This is a genomic window from Rhizobium sp. CNPSo 3670 (assembly GCF_057784555.1).
This window is the reverse complement of sequence record NZ_JBXSOL010000035.1, coordinates 20,808-37,745: the sequence shown is the minus strand read 5'-3', so window position 1 is coordinate 37,745 and position 16,938 is coordinate 20,808. Positions and strand designations below refer to the sequence as shown.

18 protein-coding genes are annotated in these 16,938 nt (G+C 63.4%); 10 read left to right on the top strand and 8 right to left on the bottom strand.

Annotation, left to right across the window (positions count from 1 at the left end; genetic code table 11):
* The first annotated feature begins 129 nt into the window (after positions 1 to 129).
* From pcaQ to AC13QO_RS25850, 3 genes are all read left to right on the top strand, one after another.
* Positions 130 to 1,047 carry a pca operon transcription factor PcaQ gene (gene pcaQ / locus AC13QO_RS25860; RefSeq protein WP_085780913.1) on the top strand — a complete coding sequence of 306 codons (918 nt, stop codon included), beginning with the start codon at positions 130 to 132 and terminating at the stop codon, positions 1,045 to 1,047.
* A 70-nt stretch (positions 1,048 to 1,117) separates the two neighbouring features.
* Positions 1,118 to 1,624 carry an antitoxin Xre/MbcA/ParS toxin-binding domain-containing protein gene (locus tag AC13QO_RS25855; protein ID WP_488542261.1) on the top strand — a complete coding sequence of 169 codons (507 nt, stop codon included), beginning with the start codon at positions 1,118 to 1,120 and terminating at the stop codon, positions 1,622 to 1,624.
* Positions 1,621 to 2,316 carry an RES family NAD+ phosphorylase gene (locus tag AC13QO_RS25850; protein WP_488542260.1) on the top strand — a complete coding sequence of 232 codons (696 nt, stop codon included), beginning with the start codon at positions 1,621 to 1,623 and terminating at the stop codon, positions 2,314 to 2,316. The genes AC13QO_RS25855 and AC13QO_RS25850 overlap by 4 nt, the downstream gene beginning before the upstream one ends.
* Here the strand turns inward: AC13QO_RS25850 and AC13QO_RS25845 are convergent.
* Entirely contained in the window at positions 2,313 to 2,954 is a 642-nt protein-coding gene (locus tag AC13QO_RS25845) for an alpha/beta hydrolase family protein (RefSeq protein WP_488542259.1), read from the bottom strand. The two genes, AC13QO_RS25850 and AC13QO_RS25845, sit on opposite strands and share 4 nt — an antisense overlap.
* 70 nt (positions 2,955 to 3,024) lie before the next feature.
* Between AC13QO_RS25845 and AC13QO_RS25840 the strand changes: the two genes are divergently transcribed.
* Both AC13QO_RS25840 and AC13QO_RS25835 read left to right on the top strand, forming a co-directional pair.
* On the top strand, positions 3,025 to 3,207 hold the full coding sequence (locus tag AC13QO_RS25840) for a hypothetical protein (RefSeq protein WP_085780917.1): 183 nt from the start codon (positions 3,025 to 3,027) through the stop codon (positions 3,205 to 3,207).
* A gap of 470 nt (positions 3,208 to 3,677) precedes the next feature.
* The gene (locus tag AC13QO_RS25835) at positions 3,678 to 4,379 is read left to right on the top strand and encodes a DUF899 family protein (protein ID WP_488542258.1); all 702 of its coding nucleotides are present in this window, start codon (positions 3,678 to 3,680) and stop codon (positions 4,377 to 4,379) included.
* Positions 4,380 to 4,399: 20 nt separating this feature from the next.
* On the opposite strand, the gene AC13QO_RS25830 is transcribed toward AC13QO_RS25835, so the two are convergent.
* The 6 genes from AC13QO_RS25830 to hutI all read right to left on the bottom strand — a co-directional run bounded on the left by AC13QO_RS25830 (position 4,400) and on the right by hutI (position 11,323).
* Positions 4,400 to 5,029 carry a J domain-containing protein gene (locus AC13QO_RS25830; RefSeq protein WP_011427926.1) on the bottom strand — a complete coding sequence of 210 codons (630 nt, stop codon included), beginning with the start codon at positions 5,027 to 5,029 and terminating at the stop codon, positions 4,400 to 4,402.
* A 175-nt stretch (positions 5,030 to 5,204) separates the two neighbouring features.
* On the bottom strand, positions 5,205 to 5,780 hold the full coding sequence (locus AC13QO_RS25825) for a HutD/Ves family protein (protein WP_285195566.1): 576 nt from the start codon (positions 5,778 to 5,780) through the stop codon (positions 5,205 to 5,207).
* Positions 5,781 to 5,785: 5 nt separating this feature from the next.
* Entirely contained in the window at positions 5,786 to 7,459 is a 1,674-nt protein-coding gene (gene hutU / locus AC13QO_RS25820) for a urocanate hydratase (protein ID WP_085780921.1), read from the bottom strand.
* A 30-nt stretch (positions 7,460 to 7,489) separates the two neighbouring features.
* Positions 7,490 to 8,293 (bottom strand): N-formylglutamate deformylase, encoded by an 804-nt coding sequence (gene hutG, locus AC13QO_RS25815; protein ID WP_488542257.1) that lies wholly within the window; start codon positions 8,291 to 8,293, stop codon positions 7,490 to 7,492.
* A gap of 235 nt (positions 8,294 to 8,528) precedes the next feature.
* Positions 8,529 to 10,064, bottom strand: coding sequence for a histidine ammonia-lyase (gene hutH, locus AC13QO_RS25810; RefSeq protein ID WP_085780923.1), 1,536 nt, complete (start codon positions 10,062 to 10,064; stop codon positions 8,529 to 8,531).
* Complete coding sequence (gene hutI, locus AC13QO_RS25805) at positions 10,061 to 11,323, bottom strand: imidazolonepropionase (RefSeq protein WP_488542256.1); 1,263 nt, start codon at positions 11,321 to 11,323, stop codon at positions 10,061 to 10,063. The genes hutH and hutI overlap by 4 nt, the downstream gene beginning before the upstream one ends.
* Positions 11,324 to 11,444: 121 nt before the next feature.
* Between hutI and AC13QO_RS25800 the strand changes: the two genes are divergently transcribed.
* Together AC13QO_RS25800 and hutC (AC13QO_RS25795) are read left to right on the top strand one after the other, a co-directional pair.
* A complete protein-coding gene (locus AC13QO_RS25800; protein WP_085780925.1) occupies positions 11,445 to 12,791 on the top strand; it encodes a formimidoylglutamate deiminase in 1,347 nt (448 codons plus the stop codon).
* Positions 12,792 to 12,851: 60 nt separating this feature from the next.
* On the top strand, positions 12,852 to 13,574 hold the full coding sequence (gene hutC / locus AC13QO_RS25795) for a histidine utilization transcriptional repressor HutC (protein ID WP_085780926.1): 723 nt from the start codon (positions 12,852 to 12,854) through the stop codon (positions 13,572 to 13,574).
* A 27-nt stretch (positions 13,575 to 13,601) separates the two neighbouring features.
* Here hutC (AC13QO_RS25795) and hutC (AC13QO_RS25790) read toward each other — a convergent pair whose 3' ends face one another.
* A complete protein-coding gene (gene hutC, locus AC13QO_RS25790; RefSeq protein ID WP_085780927.1) occupies positions 13,602 to 14,357 on the bottom strand; it encodes a histidine utilization transcriptional repressor HutC in 756 nt (251 codons plus the stop codon).
* A 192-nt stretch (positions 14,358 to 14,549) separates the two neighbouring features.
* Between hutC (AC13QO_RS25790) and AC13QO_RS25785 the strand changes: the two genes are divergently transcribed.
* The 3 genes from AC13QO_RS25785 to AC13QO_RS25775 all read left to right on the top strand — a co-directional run bounded on the left by AC13QO_RS25785 (position 14,550) and on the right by AC13QO_RS25775 (position 16,937).
* On the top strand, positions 14,550 to 15,392 hold the full coding sequence (locus tag AC13QO_RS25785; RefSeq protein ID WP_085780928.1) for a transporter substrate-binding domain-containing protein: 843 nt from the start codon (positions 14,550 to 14,552) through the stop codon (positions 15,390 to 15,392).
* Positions 15,393 to 15,496: 104 nt separating this feature from the next.
* The gene (locus AC13QO_RS25780; protein ID WP_285195558.1) at positions 15,497 to 16,222 is read left to right on the top strand and encodes an ABC transporter permease; all 726 of its coding nucleotides are present in this window, start codon (positions 15,497 to 15,499) and stop codon (positions 16,220 to 16,222) included.
* Between the two features lie 10 nt (positions 16,223 to 16,232).
* Positions 16,233 to 16,937, top strand: coding sequence for an ABC transporter permease (locus tag AC13QO_RS25775; protein ID WP_085780930.1), 705 nt, complete (start codon positions 16,233 to 16,235; stop codon positions 16,935 to 16,937).
* The last annotated feature ends 1 nt before the right edge of the window (position 16,938 follow it).

Here is a 16,938-nt window from a genome sequence, read left to right as displayed (position 1 = left end):
GTCAAGGCCGAGGATGACCGATTGCGCCTTCTCGTCAACTCGCCACCATCTCTTGGCGCAAAACTGAATGGTTGATCCGGTTAAGTAAAATGATATTTTCAGGCATCTCGATAACCCGGGAGTTATGGAATGATCGACAGCCGCGTCAAGGTTCGTCATCTGCAGACCTTTGTCGAGGTGGCGCGGCAGAAGAGCGTCATGAAGGCGGCGGAGTTGCTGCATGTCAGCCAGCCGGCGGTGACGAAGACGATCCGCGAACTGGAAGAGGTGCTGGGTGTTGCCGTGTTCGAGCGCGACGGTCGCGGCATCAAGATCACCCGTTACGGCGAGGTTTTCTTGCGGCATGCAGGCGCCGCGCTGACGGCGCTGCGCCAGGGTCTCGATTCCGTCTCGCAGGAGCAGTTCGCCGATGCGCCGCCGATCCGGATCGGCGCCCTGCCGACGGTGTCGTCGCGCATCATGCCGCGGGCGATGGAACTCTTCCTCAATGAAAATACCCGGAGCCGGGTGAAGATCGTCACCGGCGAAAACGCCGTGCTCCTGGAGCAGCTTCGCGTCGGCGATCTCGACCTCGTGGTTGGCCGCCTGGCCGGAGCTGAGAAGATGGCGGGCTTTTCCTTCGAACATCTCTATTCCGAGCAGGTGGTGTTTGCCGTGCGTCCCGGCCATCCGCTGCTCGATGGCCGGCAATCGCCCTTTGCCGGTTTCGCCGACTACACGGTGCTGATGCCGACGCGCGGCTCGATCATCCGGCCGGTCGTGGAAAATTTCCTCATCGCCAACGGTATTTCCAGCCTGCCGAACCAGATTGAGACGGTGTCGGACTCCTTCGGCCGCGCCTTCCTGAGGGCAAGCGATGCGATCTGGATCATTTCCAACGGCGTGGTGGCAGGCGATGTCGCCGATGGGCGGCTGGCGCTTCTGCCGATCGACACCGGCGAAACCAAGGGGCCGGTCGGGCTGACGATGCGCGCCGATGCGGTGCCATCGCTACCGCAATCGATCCTGATGCAGACGATCCGCGAGGCGGCCGGAGAGCTATCCTGAAGTCCCACTTCCAATTTGCTTGCCGGATGCCCACATTTGGACTAAATCTAGTTCAAGACAGGAGAACGCCATGCAGCAGGCAAGACACAGGGAGCAGGAGCGGCTGGAAACGCAGCGGTTTGCGCCGGCCAATCGAAGGCGGCTGAGCCCGCCGGCCTTGCGGACCTTCCTGGCGATCGCCGATCTCTGGGGGCTCACTGAAGAACAGCGCCTCCTCGTGCTCGGTTATCCCTCCCGCTCGACCTATCACAGCTGGGCCAAGCAGGCGCGTGAGCACGGCGCCTTCACCCTCGATGTCGATACGTTGACCCGGATCTCCGCCGTGCTCGGCATCCACCAGGCGCTCGGCGTGCTGTTTGCCGACGAACGCGCCGGAATCGACTGGCTGCGAACGCCGCATCAGGCGCCTGTCTTCGGCGGCCACCCGCCGCTCGATATCGTCACAAGTGGCACCCAGGACGGGCTGATAACTGTGCGCCGGTTTCTCGACGGCGCGCGCGGCGGGCTCTATATGCCGCCGAACCGGCTCGACGAGGCATTCACGCCCTACGAAGACGCGGACATCGTCTTCCGGTGAGCGACCGTTTCGCCGAGGCGCCGCGACCGTCCTACCGGCTGATCCCGTCGCAATTTCCGCCGATCGGTCTCTTCGATACTGTGGCGAGGGCGGCCGATCTCGAAGCCGTCATGGAACTTGTGGGATGGACCAATGACCGGCTCGTGGCCGACCGCATCCGGCGGCTTCCCGAAAACGAATGGGTTTACGGGACGCCCAATGCCAGCATCGTAATGGCGGCATTCCTGCATGTCGCAGCCGGCGGCATGCGGTTCAATGGCCCCGATCTCGGCGCCTGGTATGCCGCCGACAATCTGAAGACAGCCGCCGCCGAGGTCGGTCATCATCTCCGCCGCGAGGCTGTGGCGCGTGGGGTGGCGACGATGGCGCGCACCTATCGCAGTTATACCGCCACCCTGATCGGCTACTATCTCGACATTCGCGGCGAACAGACGCTGCGGCCCGATATCTATGACGGCACGAGCTACGCTGCATCGCAGGTGCTCGGCGAAGAGGTGCGCTCGAGTGGCGGCGCCGGCATTCTTTATGACAGCGTGCGGCTGAGAGGCGGGGTGAACGTCGCGGCGCACCGGCCGAGGAATATCCGCGACGTGGTGCAGGCCGATCATTTCGAAATCACTGTTTTCGCCGCCGACCGGCGCATCGATGTGAGGAAGCTTTCCACCCGACGACGGCCAAAAGGCGGTGCCTAAAGCGGCAGGCGTTCGGCCCACGCCTTTGCCGCCTTTGCCATCGCGGCGAGGTGGCCGGCAGCGGAGAAGCCGGAGATTTTCTTGCGCGGCTTCAGGTCGTGGTCGCCGTCCTCAAGCCAGAGGATCTCGATCCTGTTGGAGAGATCATAGCCCGGCACCTCGTCCTTTGTCCCGAACTCGTCGCGCGTACCCTGGCAGATCAGCGCGGGTGTCGCGAGCCTTTTGAGGTGGCCGGTGCGCAGCTTCTCCGGCTGGCCAGGTGGATGGAAGGGATAGCCGAGGCAGAGCAGGCCAGTGATCTTTCCCCTGTCGTAGAGACCGTCTGCGACCATGCTCGCAACCCGTCCGCCCATCGACTTGCCGCCGATGATGAGAGGACCGCCGGCGTCGAGCGCGGCAATCGCCGCCTCATATTCGGGGTTGAGAGTTTCGGCGCGCGGCGGCGGCTTGCGCCCTTCCGCGGTGCGGCGGGCGGCCATATAGGCGAATTCGAACCTGGCGACGCGAAAGCCGACGCCGGCAAGCGCGTCGGCCGCCGCTGTCATCGAAGCTGAATCCATCGGCGCGCCGGCGCCATGGGCAAGAAGGATGGTGAAGCGCGCATCCTGCGGCCCCTGCAGCAAAAATCTCTCGAGCATCGGCAATCCTCCATCCGCCCCCGGAACCATGTCGGCAGCCCGGACTTCTTCCCTGGAAAGGAGACAGACAATGTCGACGAATGATGAAAACGTAAAGCCCGAGCAGCGCCGTCCCAAGGACGTCAATGCCGTTCCCGGCAAGCCGGAACCCGCCGACGCCGAATCGATGGCGCCGCCGGCCGTGCAGCCGGCTGGGGAGGGCGACAAAAGCGAGCGGCCGGTGGTCAATCCGGTGACCGGCGCCGCCCTTTAGTGGCCGCATGCTAAAGATGATGCAAAAAGCCCTTGAAACGGCGAATGCAAGCGTCCATATAGCGGGCCTGCCTGAAAAATGGATGCGCCCGGTATCGACGTCGTCGAGCTGTTCGCTGTCCGACAGGATAAGGGCGCTCCCCGCAAGGGTCGAGCGCCCTTTTTGCGTTCAGGCATCCGGACGTTCGAGCAGTATTGTGTGGCGAGCGTGCATAACCCCACCAAGATCTATATAGCACTTCGGAATCCCGAGATAGGATGAGGCTTTGAAATCCTTGACTATTTCTCCGGGAGAATGCCGCGCAAACCGGCTCGAATTTCGGAATCCCGAAGCGGAGGAATTTCGGAATTCCGAAGTGGGATATTTTTCGCCGCCCTGTCGATTTTCGCATCTTCCGATCGTCATTCCAACGATGTGCTGCATATTGCCCTGAGGTCGGCACATCATCAGGCAACGACAGGAGGATTGTCATGGATAACCGTCAGCTGGTACCTGCCGCCGTACTCGCGGCCAAGAATGGCGTTCGTTTCCCGAATGAGAGCGAGGAATATCGTATCGCCCGCGATGCGCTGTTGGCCGAAGAGATCGAATTGCGCCGGCACATCGAGCGCGTGGCAAGACAGCGCCGGGCGCTGCCGCCGGGCGGCGAGGTGAAGAAGGATTATCGCTTCGAAGGTGCCGACGGGCCGATCTCGCTCAGCGAGCTCTTTGCCGACAAGGAGACGCTGATCGTCTATAGCTACATGTTCGGGCCGGAGCGCGAGCGTCCATGCCCCATGTGCACCTCGCTGCTGTCGACCTGGGATGGCGAGGTGCCGGATATCCAGCAGCGCGCCGCCCTTGCGGTGGTCGCGCTTTCGCCGATCGGCAGACTGCTCGCCTTCAAGAAGGAGCGCGGCTGGCACCACCTGCCGCTTTATTCCGATCCGTCGGGCGATTACAGCCGCGACTATCACGCCATAGGCAGAGGCGGCGGCGATGACGCCGCCTACAACGTCTTCACGCGGCGCGACGGCACGATCCGCCACTTCTGGAGCCAGGAAATGGGCGGCGTGACGGCTGATCCCGGCGAGGATCCGCGCGGCGCGCCCGATCTGATGCCGCTCTGGACGCTGATCGACACGACGCCGGAAGGCCGGGCGCCGGACTGGTATCCGAAGCTGTCCTACTGACGGTTTTAGCGCGCGCTGCGTCAGCCGGTGGAGCGGTTTCTGGAGGTCTCGATCCATTCGAGATTGGTCACAGAAGCCTCCGGCAGCAACGACGGATCGAGATCGTAGACGTAGCCGCTCAGCATGTCGGCGGCGCGTTCGGCCGCCTTGATCTTCGCCTCGGTTTCCGCGACCGCCTTGGAGATCGCTTCGATGCGGGCGCGGAACATATGGGCGAGCACATCACGGCCGGACTGCTTTTCCAACCGCTCCAGATGCAGGCCGACGCGCGAGGCGTGGCGTTCCAGCTCGCTCTTGCTGAACCGCGCCTTGCGCAGTTCCTCGGAGAGGCTTTCCTGCATCACCGCGACCGGGTCGAAACTGCCCGGCGCCCGCTCGTCGAGCACGGCGTCGGTCACGAGCTTCTCGATCATCACAAGCGCCTGCAGCTCGGCCGCATCGGCGAACTCGACGTCATAGCCGGTATCGTCATAGACCTTGCGGCGGACCGGATCGAGAAGCAGCGCATAGGCTTTCTGCAGATTGTCGAAGGCTTCCGTATCGCCGCCCGAATCAGGATGGGCGACCTTTGCCAGGCGCCGGTAGGCCGCCTTCAGCTTCGCCTCGTCCGCATCGCGTTCAACGCCGAGAATATCGTATGGATCCGTCACACCTGCTCCCTTGCCGCCCTTGATGTCGCGGGCAGTCTAGGTCTTCTTCTGCATCAGAAGGGCAAAGTTTAGACCGAAAGCAGGAACGGCGTCCATGGCCTGATATCGCGATCGCCGATGCTGGCACCCTGATTTTTTCCGAAATCGGTCGAAATTCCAAAGAGTTAAGGGAAAATCAGTGAGTAGCGATCGAGATGAGATAACATCTGGCCTGGCCGTCGATATCAAGCGCAGCTATCGTCATATCCTCGATCAGCAGCGCGTCGCCGGCTGCAAGCGTCCCGGTCTCGCCCGACCGGCGGAATGACACCATGCCGCGGTGGCAGAGGAACAGGCATGTCGGCGATGGCAACGGCAGGCGCGTGGCGCCGTCGATGTCGATTCGGGCGAGGCTATGGGTGAGGCCGGCCCGGCGCGTCATGACGTTGAGATCGGTGATCGCGCCGTCTTCGAGCCTGGCGGTGACGGGGACATCAGCCGGGAAGGCAAGAGGAGTGCTTTGTGTCGTCAGCAGGACAGCAGCGCTGCCGTCGATCTCGAGCACCATGCCGTTGCCGTCGAGGACCGCCAGCGTCCGGTCGATGCCCGGGAAAATCGAAAACGGTCCGTCCTCCGCGACCGCTGCCATGCTGATGCGCCAGTCGAAATCGTCGATCGGGGCGCCTGGCGGAGAGACGGCGATCTCCACCGTCTCTCCCTTGCCGTTCTTCCACGGCATGCGCTTGTGATCGCCGGCGCGCAGGATCCTCATGAGGTTCAGTTTCCGAGGATGCCGGGCAGGCGCAGGCCCTTGTCCCGGGCGCAATCGAGGGCGATGTCGTAGCCGGCATCGGCGTGGCGCATGACGCCGGTCGCGGGATCGTTCCAGAGCACGCGCTCGAGACGCTTTGCCGCATCATCCGTGCCGTCGGCACAGATGACGACGCCGGAGTGCTGCGAGAAGCCCATGCCAACGCCGCCGCCGTGATGCAGCGACACCCAGGTGGCGCCAGAGGCGGTGTTGAGCAGGGCGTTGAGCAGCGGCCAGTCTGAGACGGCGTCGGAGCCGTCCTTCATCGCCTCGGTTTCGCGGTTCGGCGAGGCGACCGAGCCGGAATCGAGGTGGTCGCGGCCGATGACGATCGGCGCGGAAAGCTCGCCGTTTTTGACCATTTCATTGAAGGCCAAAGCCAGGCGGTGACGATCGCCGAGGCCGACCCAGCAGATACGCGCCGGCAGGCCCTGGAAGGAAATGCGCTCCCTAGCCATGTCGAGCCAGTTGTGCAGGTGCTTGTTGTCGGGCAGCAGCTCCTTCACCTTGGCGTCGGTCTTGTAAATATCCTCCGGGTCGCCCGAGAGGGCTGCCCAGCGGAAGGGGCCGATGCCGCGGCAGAACAGCGGTCTTATATAGGCAGGCACGAAGCCGGGGAAGGCGAAGGCGTTTTCCAGGCCTTCATCCTTGGCGACCTGACGGATATTGTTGCCGTAGTCGAGTGTGGGAATGCCGGCGTTCCAGAAGGCGATCATCGCCTCGACATGCTCGCGCATCGAGGCGCGCGCCGCCTTTTCCACAGCCTTCGGATCGCTTTCGCGCTTAGCCTTCCACTCGGCCATAGTCCAGCCTTTCGGCAGGTAGCCGTTGATCGGATCATGCGCCGAGGTCTGGTCGGTGACGATGTCGGGGCGGATGCTGCGGCGAACCATTTCCGGCAGGATCTCGGCGGCATTGCCGAGCAGGCCGACGGACTTGGCTTCGCCTGCCTTCGTCCAGCGGTCGATCATCGCGAGTGCCTCGTCGAGCGTTTCGGCCTTGGCGTCGAGATAGCGGGTGCGCAGGCGGAAATCGATCGAATCCGGATTGCATTCGACGGCAAGGCAGCAAGCACCAGCCATGACGGCGGCGAGCGGCTGGGCGCCGCCCATGCCGCCGAGGCCCCCTGTCAGGATCCATTTGCCCTTGAGATTGCCGCCGTAGTGCTGGCGGCCGGCCTCGACGAAGGTCTCGTAGGTGCCCTGCACGATGCCCTGCGTGCCGATATAGATCCACGAACCGGCCGTCATCTGGCCATACATGGCAAGACCCTTCTTGTCCAACTCGTTGAAATGGTCCCAGGTCGCCCAATGCGGCACCAGATTGGAATTGGCGATCAGCACCCGCGGCGCATCCTTGTGGGTGCGGAAGACGCCGACCGGCTTGCCGGATTGGACGAGCAGGGTTTCCTCTTCCGTCAGCGTCTTCAGCGTCGCGACGATGCGGTCGAAATCCTCCCAGGTGCGCGCGGCGCGCCCGATGCCGCCATAGACGACGAGCTCGTTGGGATTTTCGGCGACGTCGGGATCGAGATTGTTCATCAGCATGCGCAACGGCGCTTCGGTCATCCAGCTCTTGGCATTGAGATCGTTGCCGCGGGGCGCGCGGATTTCACGGATATTGTGGCGTGGATTGGTCATGGCTGTTCCCCTGTTCTCAGGTTTCAATCGTCAGCGTTTCAGGCCCGGTGCGATCTGTTCGATGCGCATCAGAATGTCTTTGAGATGAATGCGAAGCCTGTCGGCCTTGGCGGCGTCATAGGCGAAGGGCGGCGTCTCGGTCTGCAGATGGGTCGATTGCGCGAGCTCCATCTGGATCGCATGCACGCCCGTCTCGGGCCGGCCGTAGTGGCGAGTCGTCCAGCCCCCCTTGAAGCGGCCGTTGAGCACGCTGTCGTAACCTTCGGCAGCTTGCGTGACGGTGAGCGTCGCCTGCTCGATGGCGCTGTCGCAGGTCCTGCCCATGTCGGTGCCGATATTGAAATCCGGCAGCTTGCCTTCGAACAGGAAAGGAATATGCGAGCGGATCGAGTGGCAATCGTAGAGGATCGCCACGCCATGGATTGCCCTGACGCGTTCGATCTCGGCGGCAAGGGCGGCATGATAGGGCGCATGGAAATCCCTGAGCCGCGCCGCGATATCGGCCTCGTCAGGCGCCTGCCCATCCTTCCAGATCGGTCTGCCGTCGAAGTCCGTTTCCGGAACGAGACCGGTGGTGTTCTGGCCGGGATAAAGACTGACGCCGGCTGGATCGCGGTTGGCGTCGATCACGTAGCGATGGAAGGTGGCACGCACGGTCGTGATGTTGTCGACCAGCCCGTCATAGAGGTGGTGGATGTGCCAGTCGGTATCGGCGAGGATACGGCCATTGTCGTTGAGGCGGTCGGCGATGTCGGGCGGCACCTCGGTGCCGGTGTGGGGGAAGCCGAGGATGATCGGCGAGGTGCCCTGGCGGGTTTCGTATGGTGCGGTCATGGGCAAAGCGCTCCGGCGTTGCGGGCGTTACCCCCCTCTGTCCTGCCGGACCCGGGGTCGAGCCGCGGGTCTCGACCCGTCCTTCGGACCCCCACAAGGGGGAAGATCGACCCGCGGATGGGGCTGTGCCAAACAATTAATATTGGAGCGAGCGGCTCCGCCCAGCCGATCTCCCCACCTGTGGGGGAGATGCCCGACAGGGCAGCGGGGGGTGCAAAGTGCGCAGACATCACCATCAACCCTCCAAAACCGGCAAAATGCCTGTCGAAACTGAATCATTCAGCGCCCCCGTCGCCACCAGTGCGGCGGCGGCGGCGAGATCCCCCGCCAAGTAACGATCACTCTCGAGGCTCGGCACCTGGGCGCGGATCGCAGCGATCGCCTTCAAAAGCTCCGGGCTCGTCGACAGCGGCGCACGCAGTTCGACGCCCTGGGCTGCCGTCAGCGCCTCGATGCCGATGATGGCGAATAGGTTTTCGGTCATGCCGAGCAGGCGCCGGGCGCCGTGGCAGGCCATGGAGACATGGTCTTCCTGATTAGCAGAGGTCGGTGTCGAATCGACCGAGGCCGGGTGCGACATCTGCTTGTTCTCCGACATCAGCGCCGCCGAGGTGACCTCGGCGATCATAAGGCCGGAATTCAGGCCCGGCTTCCTGGCGAGGAAGGCCGGCAGGCCATAGGAGAGGGTGGGGTCGACGAGCAACGCAATGCGGCGCTGCGAGATCGCGCCGATCTCGCAGATGGCGAGCGCGATCTGGTCGGCGGCGAAGGCGACGGGTTCGGCGTGGAAATTGCCGCCAGAGACGACGGAATTATCCGAGAGCACCAGCGGATTGTCGGTGACCGCATTGGCTTCGATCTCCAGCGTGCGGGCGACCGCGCGCAAGAGATCGAGGCAGGCGCCGTCGACCTGCGGCTGGCAGCGGATGCAATAGGGGTCCTGCACCCGCTCGTCGCCCTCGATATGGCTCTGGCGGATGATGGAGTTTTCGAGCAGGCCGCGCAGGGCTGCTGCCGTGTCGATCTGCCCCTTATGGCCGCGCAGTGTATGGATATCGGCATGGAAGGGCGCCGAGGAGCCCATGGCCGCATCCGTGGACATGGCGCCCGTGATCAAGGCGGATTGGGCGGCGCGATGGGCGCGGAACAGGCCGGCGAGCGCCAGCGCCGTCGAGGCTTGGGTGCCGTTGATCAGCGCCAGGCCCTCCTTGGCGGCGAGCACGACCGGTTTCAGCCCGGAGCGTTCGAGGGCTTCAGCGCCGGAAAGGCGTTCGCCGTCGAAAAAGGCTTCGGCCTCGCCCATCATGACCGCCGCCATATGGGCGAGCGGCGCAAGATCGCCGGAAGCGCCGACCGAACCCTTTTCCGGGATCAGCGGGATGACGCCCTTATCCAGCATGCCTTCGATCAGCCGCACCAGTTCCAGACGCACGCCGGAGGCGCCGCGCCCGAGCGAGACGAGCTTCAGCGCCATGATCAGGCGCACGATATTCTCCGGCAGCGGCGCCCCGACGCCGCAACAATGAGACAAGATGAGATTGCGCTGCAGGGTGGCGACATCGGCGCTGTCGATCTTGATCGAGGCAAGTTTGCCGAAGCCGGTATTGATGCCATAGACCGGCGCGTTGCCGGCGGCGATCTCGGCAATGCGGGCGGCGGCCTTGTTTATGCCGGCATCGAAAGCGGGATCGAGTCTTGCCGGCTCGCCCGTCCAGTAAATAGTCTCGAGGTCGTTGAGCGAGACGGTGCCCGGGTGGAGGGTGATGGTCATCGACCGTTCCTTTCGCCCTTGAAGATACGCGCATGAAGTGGGTTGAAGCCGATGCGGTAGACGAGCTCGGCGAGGGTTTCGACATTCCAGACGGCGAGATCGGCTGACTTGCCGGGCTCGATCGTTCCGGTCTCGGCGATGAGGCCGAGAGCGCGGGCGCCTTCGCGGGTGGCGCCGGCGATGCATTCCTCGACGGTGAGCCCGAACAGCGTCGCCGACATGTTCATGGTCAGCAGCATCGAGGTCAGCGGCGAGGTGCCGGGATTGCAGTCTGTGGCGATCGCGATCGGCACGCCGGCCCGGCGCAGCGCCTCGACCGGCGGCTTCTGCTTCTCATGGATGGCGTAGAAGGCGCCGGGCAGGAGCACGGCGACAGTGCCGGCAGCCGCCATCGCGGCAACGCCATCATCGTCGAGATATTCGAGATGATCGGCTGAAAGCGCGCCGTATGACGCAGCAAGCTTGGCGCCGCCGAGATTGGAGAGCTGTTCGGCATGCAGCTTGACCGGCAGGCCGAGCGCCTTCGCCTTGTCGAAGACCCGGGCGATCTCGGTCGTGGAAAAGGCGATGCCCTCGCAGAACCCGTCGACGGCATCGGCGAGGCCGAGATTATACATGTCGTCGAGGCCGGGCAGCACGACATCGTCGAGATAGTCGCTGTTGCGGCCTTTGTATTCCACCGGCGTCGCATGCGCGCCGAGATAGCTGGTGGCGACGCGCACCGGTCTGATATGACCGAGAAGGCGCGCGCTCTGCAGCATTTTCACTTCGCCGGCCCGGTTCAGCCCGTAGCCGGACTTCACTTCGATCGTCGTGACACCCTCGGCAAGCAGCGTATCGAGCCGCGGCAGCGCTTCGGCGACGAGGTCTTCGACCGACAGCGCATTGGTGGCCTTCACCGAGGACACGATGCCGCCGCCGGCGCGGGCGATTTCTTCGTAGGTCGCGCCGGCAAGGCGCATCTCGAATTCGCGGGCGCGATTGCCGCCGTGAACGATGTGGGTGTGGCAGTCGACGAGACCGGGGGTGACCCAGCGGCCTTCGAGATCCACGATCTCGGATTTCTCGATGGCGGATGCCGGCAATTCGCTTTCGACGCCGGCAAAGGCGATACAGCCCCCTCCAGTCAGCACGGCGCCTTTTTCGATGATGCCGAGACCTGCTCTGTCGGGCGCCAGCGTCGCAAGTCGCGCATTTCGCCACAGCACCGGCCGGATATCGGCGGATGGGGTACCCTCAGAAAAATTGTTCCCGCTCATCAGCTTTGCGCCTTTCCTTATGCCGAAACATGTATATACATAATCAACAGGTGACAAGAGAAATTTTGCGCGCTCTTCTGGAAAAGAAAGATCGGCGGCGCGGCAGGAGGAGAAGAAGGCCATGACCATACTTCACGCGGAGACGGCGCTGACGTCGCAAGGCTGGCGGAAGAACGTGCGGCTGACGCTCGAAGAAGGTCGCATCGCCCGGGTCGAGCCCGACGCTGCCGCAGCACCCGGCAATGAGCGCCATGCCCTGATCGTTCCCGCCATGGGCAACCTGCACAGCCATGCCTTCCAGCGAGCGATGGCCGGCCTTGCCGAAGTGCGGGGGCCTGCCAGTGACAGCTTCTGGAGCTGGCGCACGGTCATGTACAAGTTCGCCCTGGCGATGACGCCCGATCATGTCGAAGCAGTCGCCGCCAAGCTCTATGCCGAGATGCTGGAGGCGGGCTATTCCCGTGTCGGCGAATTCCACTATCTCCACCATGACAAGGATGGCGGCGCTTATGCCAATATCGCCGAGCTTGCCGAACGCATCGGTGCTGCGAGCGAAGAGACCGGCATCGGCCTGACGCTTCTGCCCGTCTTTTATGCCCATTCCGGCTTCGGTGGTGCCGCGCCGATTGAAGGCCAGCGACGCTTCATCAATTCGCTGGAAAGCTTCGAAAGGCTGATGGATGGGTGCCGTGTGGTGACCGGCCGGCTCGACGGCGCCGAACTCGGGCTGGCGCCGCACAGCTTGCGGGCCGCCACTCCCGAGGAGTTGGCGAAGCTTGTGCCGATGGCGGGCGACGGGCCGATCCACATCCATGTCGCCGAACAGGTGAAGGAGGTCGAGGACTGCATTGCCTGGTCCGGCGCGCGGCCGGTGGAATGGCTGCTCGATCATGCGCCGGTCGATCAGCGCTGGTGCTTCATCCATGCAACGCATATGACCGAGGACGAGACGCGGCGGATGGCGAAGAGCGGGGCGATTGCCGGCCTCTGCCCGATCACCGAAGCCAATCTCGGCGACGGCGCCTTTGCCGCGCCGCTCTTCCTCGAAGAGGGCGGCCGTTACGGTATCGGTTCGGATTCAAACGTGCGGATTTCCCTGCCGGAGGAATTGCGCCAACTCGAATATTCGCAGCGCCTGGCGTTGCGCGCCCGCAATGTCGTCGCGGCACCTGGCGGATCGACGGCGCTTTCGCTATTCACCCACGCACTTGCTGGCGGCTCCGGCGCGCTGAAAGCGCCGGCCGGCCTCGTCGAGGGTCATCACGCCGATCTCGTTTCGCTCGATACGTCAGCCGTTCCTTACCTCTCGGGCGATCAGATCCTCGATCACTGGCTGTTTGCCGGCGGCGTTTCCGTCGATTGCGTGTGGGCGCGCGGCTTTAAGCAGGTGGAAGGCGGCCGCCATCGCGAGCGCGACGCAATCGACCGGCGGTTCCTTGCCGCAATGGGCGAGTTGCTGGCTGCCTGAAAAAGCACTTTTCCTTTCAAGGCATTCGATCTAGACCGGAGAACCAATCGGAACGTGGCGATGAACCAAAGCAGGGATCTGACCTTGCACCAGCGCATCCTGGGCGAGATCGAGGGGCGTATCGTCTCGGGCGAATGGCCACCGGGGCATCGTATTCCCTTCGAGGTCGACCTCGCCACGCAGTATGACTGCTCGCGTATGACGGTGAACAAGGTGCTGACTCAGCTCGCCAAGGCGGGCCTGATCGAGCGCCGCAAGAAATCCGGCAGCTTCGTCACCCAGCCGCAGGCGCAATCGGCCGTGCTCGAAATCCACGACATCAAGGCTGAGGTGCAGTCGCTGAACCTGCCTTATTCCTATGCGCTTTCGAAGAAGGCGAGCCGCAAGGCGAAAGCGGAAGACAGAAGCCGGCTGGAACTGCCCGTGGCGTCTTCGGTCGTCGAGGTGGTCTGCGTCCACAATGCCGGGGCGCGGCCCTTCTGCCTCGAGGAGAGGCTGATCAGCCTTGAAACCGTGCCTGAGGCCGCCGATGCCGATTTTCTGACGGTGGCGCCGGGGCCGTGGCTGCTTGGCCAGGTGCCGTGGAGCACGGCCGAACACCGGATCCACGCGGTCTCCGCCAGTGCCGAGGTGGCCGCGGCGCTCGACATTCCGCGCAACACTGCCTGCCTGGTAGTCGAACGCCGCACCTGGAGCGGCGCCGGTCCGGTGACCCACGTCCGTTTCACCTATCCGGGCGATCGCCACGCGCTGGTGGCGCGATTCACGCCGGCCTCGCAGTAGGTTCCATATACAAGATGGCGAGTGTTTTCACTCTTCGAACATCTTGCCGCTGCGTGCTTCGAGCCGATAACGATAGCCGGGATAGACGAGGCGGGCGGTCGAGACCACCTGTTTTGCCGACCATGTGCGCCGGCGGATCGTCAGGCACGGCTCGGTCTTGAGAATAGTGAGCAGCTTGCATTCCCAGGCCTGCGGCATCGCCGCCTCGACGACATGCTCGGAGCCGCTGAGCGGGGCGGCCGCCGTCAGATAGGCGTTCGGCGTCAGCGTCGTGAAGTCCTGCTTGAGATAGTCGGGAGCGGCTTCCGGATGGACAAAACGGTCCTCGATCTGCACCGGAACGCCGTTTTCGCTGTGCACGATCAGCGAGTGGAAGACCGCCGCGCCGATTTCAAGTTCCAAGCTGTCAGCGATCTCGGGAGAGGCGGTTTCCTGGGCAAGAATGACGACAGACGCCTCATGAACATGGCCGCGTTCGGCGATCTCCTCGGCGATGTTGCGCACCTCGAACAGCGCCGAATAGCCCTTGCGCTCGGCGACGAAGGAGCCGACACCCTGGATGCGGACGAGTTCGCCCTCGTTGGCAAGTTCGCGCAGCGCCCGGTTGGCGGTCATCTTGCTGACGCCGAGCTCGACGACCAGTTCGTTTTCCGAGGGAACGCGGTATTTCGGCGGCCATTCACCACTGTGGATGCGGTCGAGGATCACCTGTTTGACGCCGGCATAGAGCGGCGTGCTGTCATTTCCTGCCAGGTCGCGTTTCATCTCGTCGGAACGCTTCATTGCCTATTCCTTTTGCACGGATGCAATTCGCCATATAAATCGACTTTTCTCTTGCATATCACAAATTTTCTCATATGGTACCATATACAACCTCCCGAACAGTCCTCGACGAAAAAATAGGACGGAACGGGCAAGCCGGCGGAGATCGGCGGTGCCGCAAGGTCTGTTTCAACTCCAGAGGAGAATTCATCGATGAAATTAAGCGCAATCCTTTTTTGCGGCGTCGCCGCCTTTTCCGCCTTCGCAGCTCCGGCCTTTTCCAAGGACTGGACGAAGGCGACCATCACCCTTGAGGGCGCTTATGCGCCTTGGAATCTCACCAATGCCGACGGTACGCTTGGTGGCTTCGAGCCTGAGCTTGCCAAGGTGCTCTGCGAGCGCGCCAAGATCGAATGCACGCTGGTTGCCTCCGATTGGGACGGTATGATCCCGGCGCTCAACGCCGGCAAGTTCGACGTCATCATGGATGCGCTGTCGATTACCGAAGAGCGGCGGAAGATTATTGATTTCACCATTCCCTATGCCGCGACTCCCGCCGCTTTCGCCACGGCCAAGGATAGCCCGCTCGCCAATGCCGCCGGCACCGGCGCCACGATCAAGATGACGCCCGGCCAGACCGGCGTGAAGGAGATCGACGCGCTGAAGGAACTCTTCAAGGGCAAGACCATCGGCATCCAGGCGGCGACCGTCTATGCCAAGTTCGTCTATGACAATTTCGGCGATATCGCCGAGATCCGTGAATACAAGACCGGCGCCGATCGCGACCTCGACCTGCAGAACGGCCGCATCGACCTCGGCTTCGACGACGCCGTCTATTTCGCCAATGCCTTTGAGGCCGCCAACGGCGCGCTTGCTTTCACCGGCCCGGAGATCGTCGGCTCGATCTGGGGCGAAGGCGAAGGCCTCGGCATCCGCAAGGCCGATACCGAGCTGCGTGACAAGTTCAACGAGGCGATCAAGTCGACGCTGGCCGACGGCACGGTCAAGAACCTTTCGATGAAATGGTTCAAGGTCGACGTCAGCCCGCAGCAATAAGCCTTACGGCCTCTGGCCGCAGGTGCGGTCTCCGGCTTTAACGCCGGAGACCGCGTGTTATTCTCAAATCCATAAGACACTGCCGCGGACGGGGAACGGACGATATGGCAAGCTTGGAACTGCTCGGCTTCGGTTCAACCGGATGGGGCGCGCTGCTCATTCTCGCCGCCTTGATGACGCTCGCCGTCACGGCGACGGCGCTGGCGATCGGCGCGTTGCTGGGCGCGGTCGTCGCCTTCGCGAAACTCTCCGGCAATCCGCTCCTCATCACGCTCGGCAATGTCTATACCACCGTGTTTCGCGGCGTGCCGGAACTGCTGATCATCTATCTCATCTATTTCGGCGGCTCCTCGGCCGTCACCTCGATCGGCAAGGCGATGGGCTACGAGGGTTTCCTCGGCCTACCGTCCTTTGCCGCCGGCGCGCTTGCCGTGGGCATCATCTCCGGCTCCTATCAGGCGGAAGTGTTCCGCGGCGCCTTCCTCGCCATTTCCAAGGGCGAACTCGAAGCCGCCTCGGCGATCGGCATGCACCGCGGGCTGCGCTTTCGCCGCATCATCATGCCGCAGGTGCTTCGCTTCGCCATTCCGGGCCTCGGCAATGTCTGGCAGCTCAGTCTCAAGGATTCGGCGCTGATCTCCGTCACAGGCCTTGCCGAGCTGATGCGCACCAGCCAGGTGGCGGCGGGCTCGACGCGGCAGTATTTCCTGTTCTTCATCGCCGGCGGCGCGCTCTACCTGATCCTGACCAGCCTTTCGGACCGCATCTTCAACGGCGCCGAACGCCGCGCCAATCGCAGCATGCCGGCATCGGCCATGGGCCAGGCGTAAGGAGGCGAAGATGGATTTCACCTTTCTCGCCTCGACCATGGTCACATTGCTGAAAGCCGTGCCGACGACGCTGATCCTGTTTTCGCTGTCGATCTTCTTCGGCGGCCTGCTGGCCCTCGTCATTGTCTGGATGCGGGTCAGCGGCAACCGCATGCTTTCGGGCTTCGCCAAAGGTTATATCTTCGTCTTCCGCGGCTCGCCGCTGTTGATCCAGATGTTCCTGGTCTTCTACGGTCTCGGCCAGTTCGGCGTCATCCGCTATTCCTTCCTCTGGCCGTTCCTGCGCGAGCCGATGGTCTGCGCCATCCTGTCCTTGGCGCTCTGCACTGCCGGCTATACCGCGGAGATCTTCCGCGGCGGCATCCGTGCCGTGTCGCCGAAGGAGATCGAGGCGGCGCGCTCGATTGGCATGTCCGGTTTCCTGCTGGTGCGCCGCATCCTGGCGCCGATCGCCTTCCGCCACGCGCTGCCGGCCTATTCCACCGAGATCGTGCTGATGATGAAATCAACGGCGCTCGCAAGCCTCGTCACCGTCTGGGAGGTCACCGGCGTCGCCCAGCGGCTGATCTCGCAGACCTACCGGACGATGGAGGTCTTCCTCTGCGCGGCGATCATCTATCTCGTTCTGAACTTCATCATCCTGCAGGGCATGGCCCTGCTTGAATATTCGCTCTCCCGACACCGCCGAGCGGCCCCGCAGCCGCTGAAGGCATAGG

Coding starts and splice junctions, on each gene's coding strand:
- hutH (WP_085780923.1), bottom strand. CDS start 10,064: ATGACCATCACCCTCCACCCGGGCACCGTCTCGCTCAACGACCTCGAG.
- hutC (WP_085780926.1), top strand. CDS start 12,852: ATGAACCAAAGCAGGGATCTGACCTTGCACCAGCGCATCCTGGGCGAG.
- hutU (WP_085780921.1), bottom strand. CDS start 7,459: ATGACCAATCCACGCCACAATATCCGTGAAATCCGCGCGCCCCGCGGC.
- AC13QO_RS25785 (WP_085780928.1), top strand. CDS start 14,550: ATGAAATTAAGCGCAATCCTTTTTTGCGGCGTCGCCGCCTTTTCCGCC.
- hutG (WP_488542257.1), bottom strand. CDS start 8,293: ATGACCGCACCATACGAAACCCGCCAGGGCACCTCGCCGATCATCCTC.
- AC13QO_RS25780 (WP_285195558.1), top strand. CDS start 15,497: ATGGCAAGCTTGGAACTGCTCGGCTTCGGTTCAACCGGATGGGGCGCG.
- hutC (WP_085780927.1), bottom strand. CDS start 14,357: ATGAAGCGTTCCGACGAGATGAAACGCGACCTGGCAGGAAATGACAGC.
- pcaQ (WP_085780913.1), top strand. CDS start 130: ATGATCGACAGCCGCGTCAAGGTTCGTCATCTGCAGACCTTTGTCGAG.
- AC13QO_RS25800 (WP_085780925.1), top strand. CDS start 11,445: ATGACCATACTTCACGCGGAGACGGCGCTGACGTCGCAAGGCTGGCGG.
- hutI (WP_488542256.1), bottom strand. CDS start 11,323: ATGAGCGGGAACAATTTTTCTGAGGGTACCCCATCCGCCGATATCCGG.
- AC13QO_RS25835 (WP_488542258.1), top strand. CDS start 3,678: ATGGATAACCGTCAGCTGGTACCTGCCGCCGTACTCGCGGCCAAGAAT.
- AC13QO_RS25855 (WP_488542261.1), top strand. CDS start 1,118: ATGCAGCAGGCAAGACACAGGGAGCAGGAGCGGCTGGAAACGCAGCGG.
- AC13QO_RS25775 (WP_085780930.1), top strand. CDS start 16,233: ATGGATTTCACCTTTCTCGCCTCGACCATGGTCACATTGCTGAAAGCC.
- AC13QO_RS25825 (WP_285195566.1), bottom strand. CDS start 5,780: ATGAGGATCCTGCGCGCCGGCGATCACAAGCGCATGCCGTGGAAGAAC.
- AC13QO_RS25840 (WP_085780917.1), top strand. CDS start 3,025: ATGTCGACGAATGATGAAAACGTAAAGCCCGAGCAGCGCCGTCCCAAG.
- AC13QO_RS25845 (WP_488542259.1), bottom strand. CDS start 2,954: ATGCTCGAGAGATTTTTGCTGCAGGGGCCGCAGGATGCGCGCTTCACC.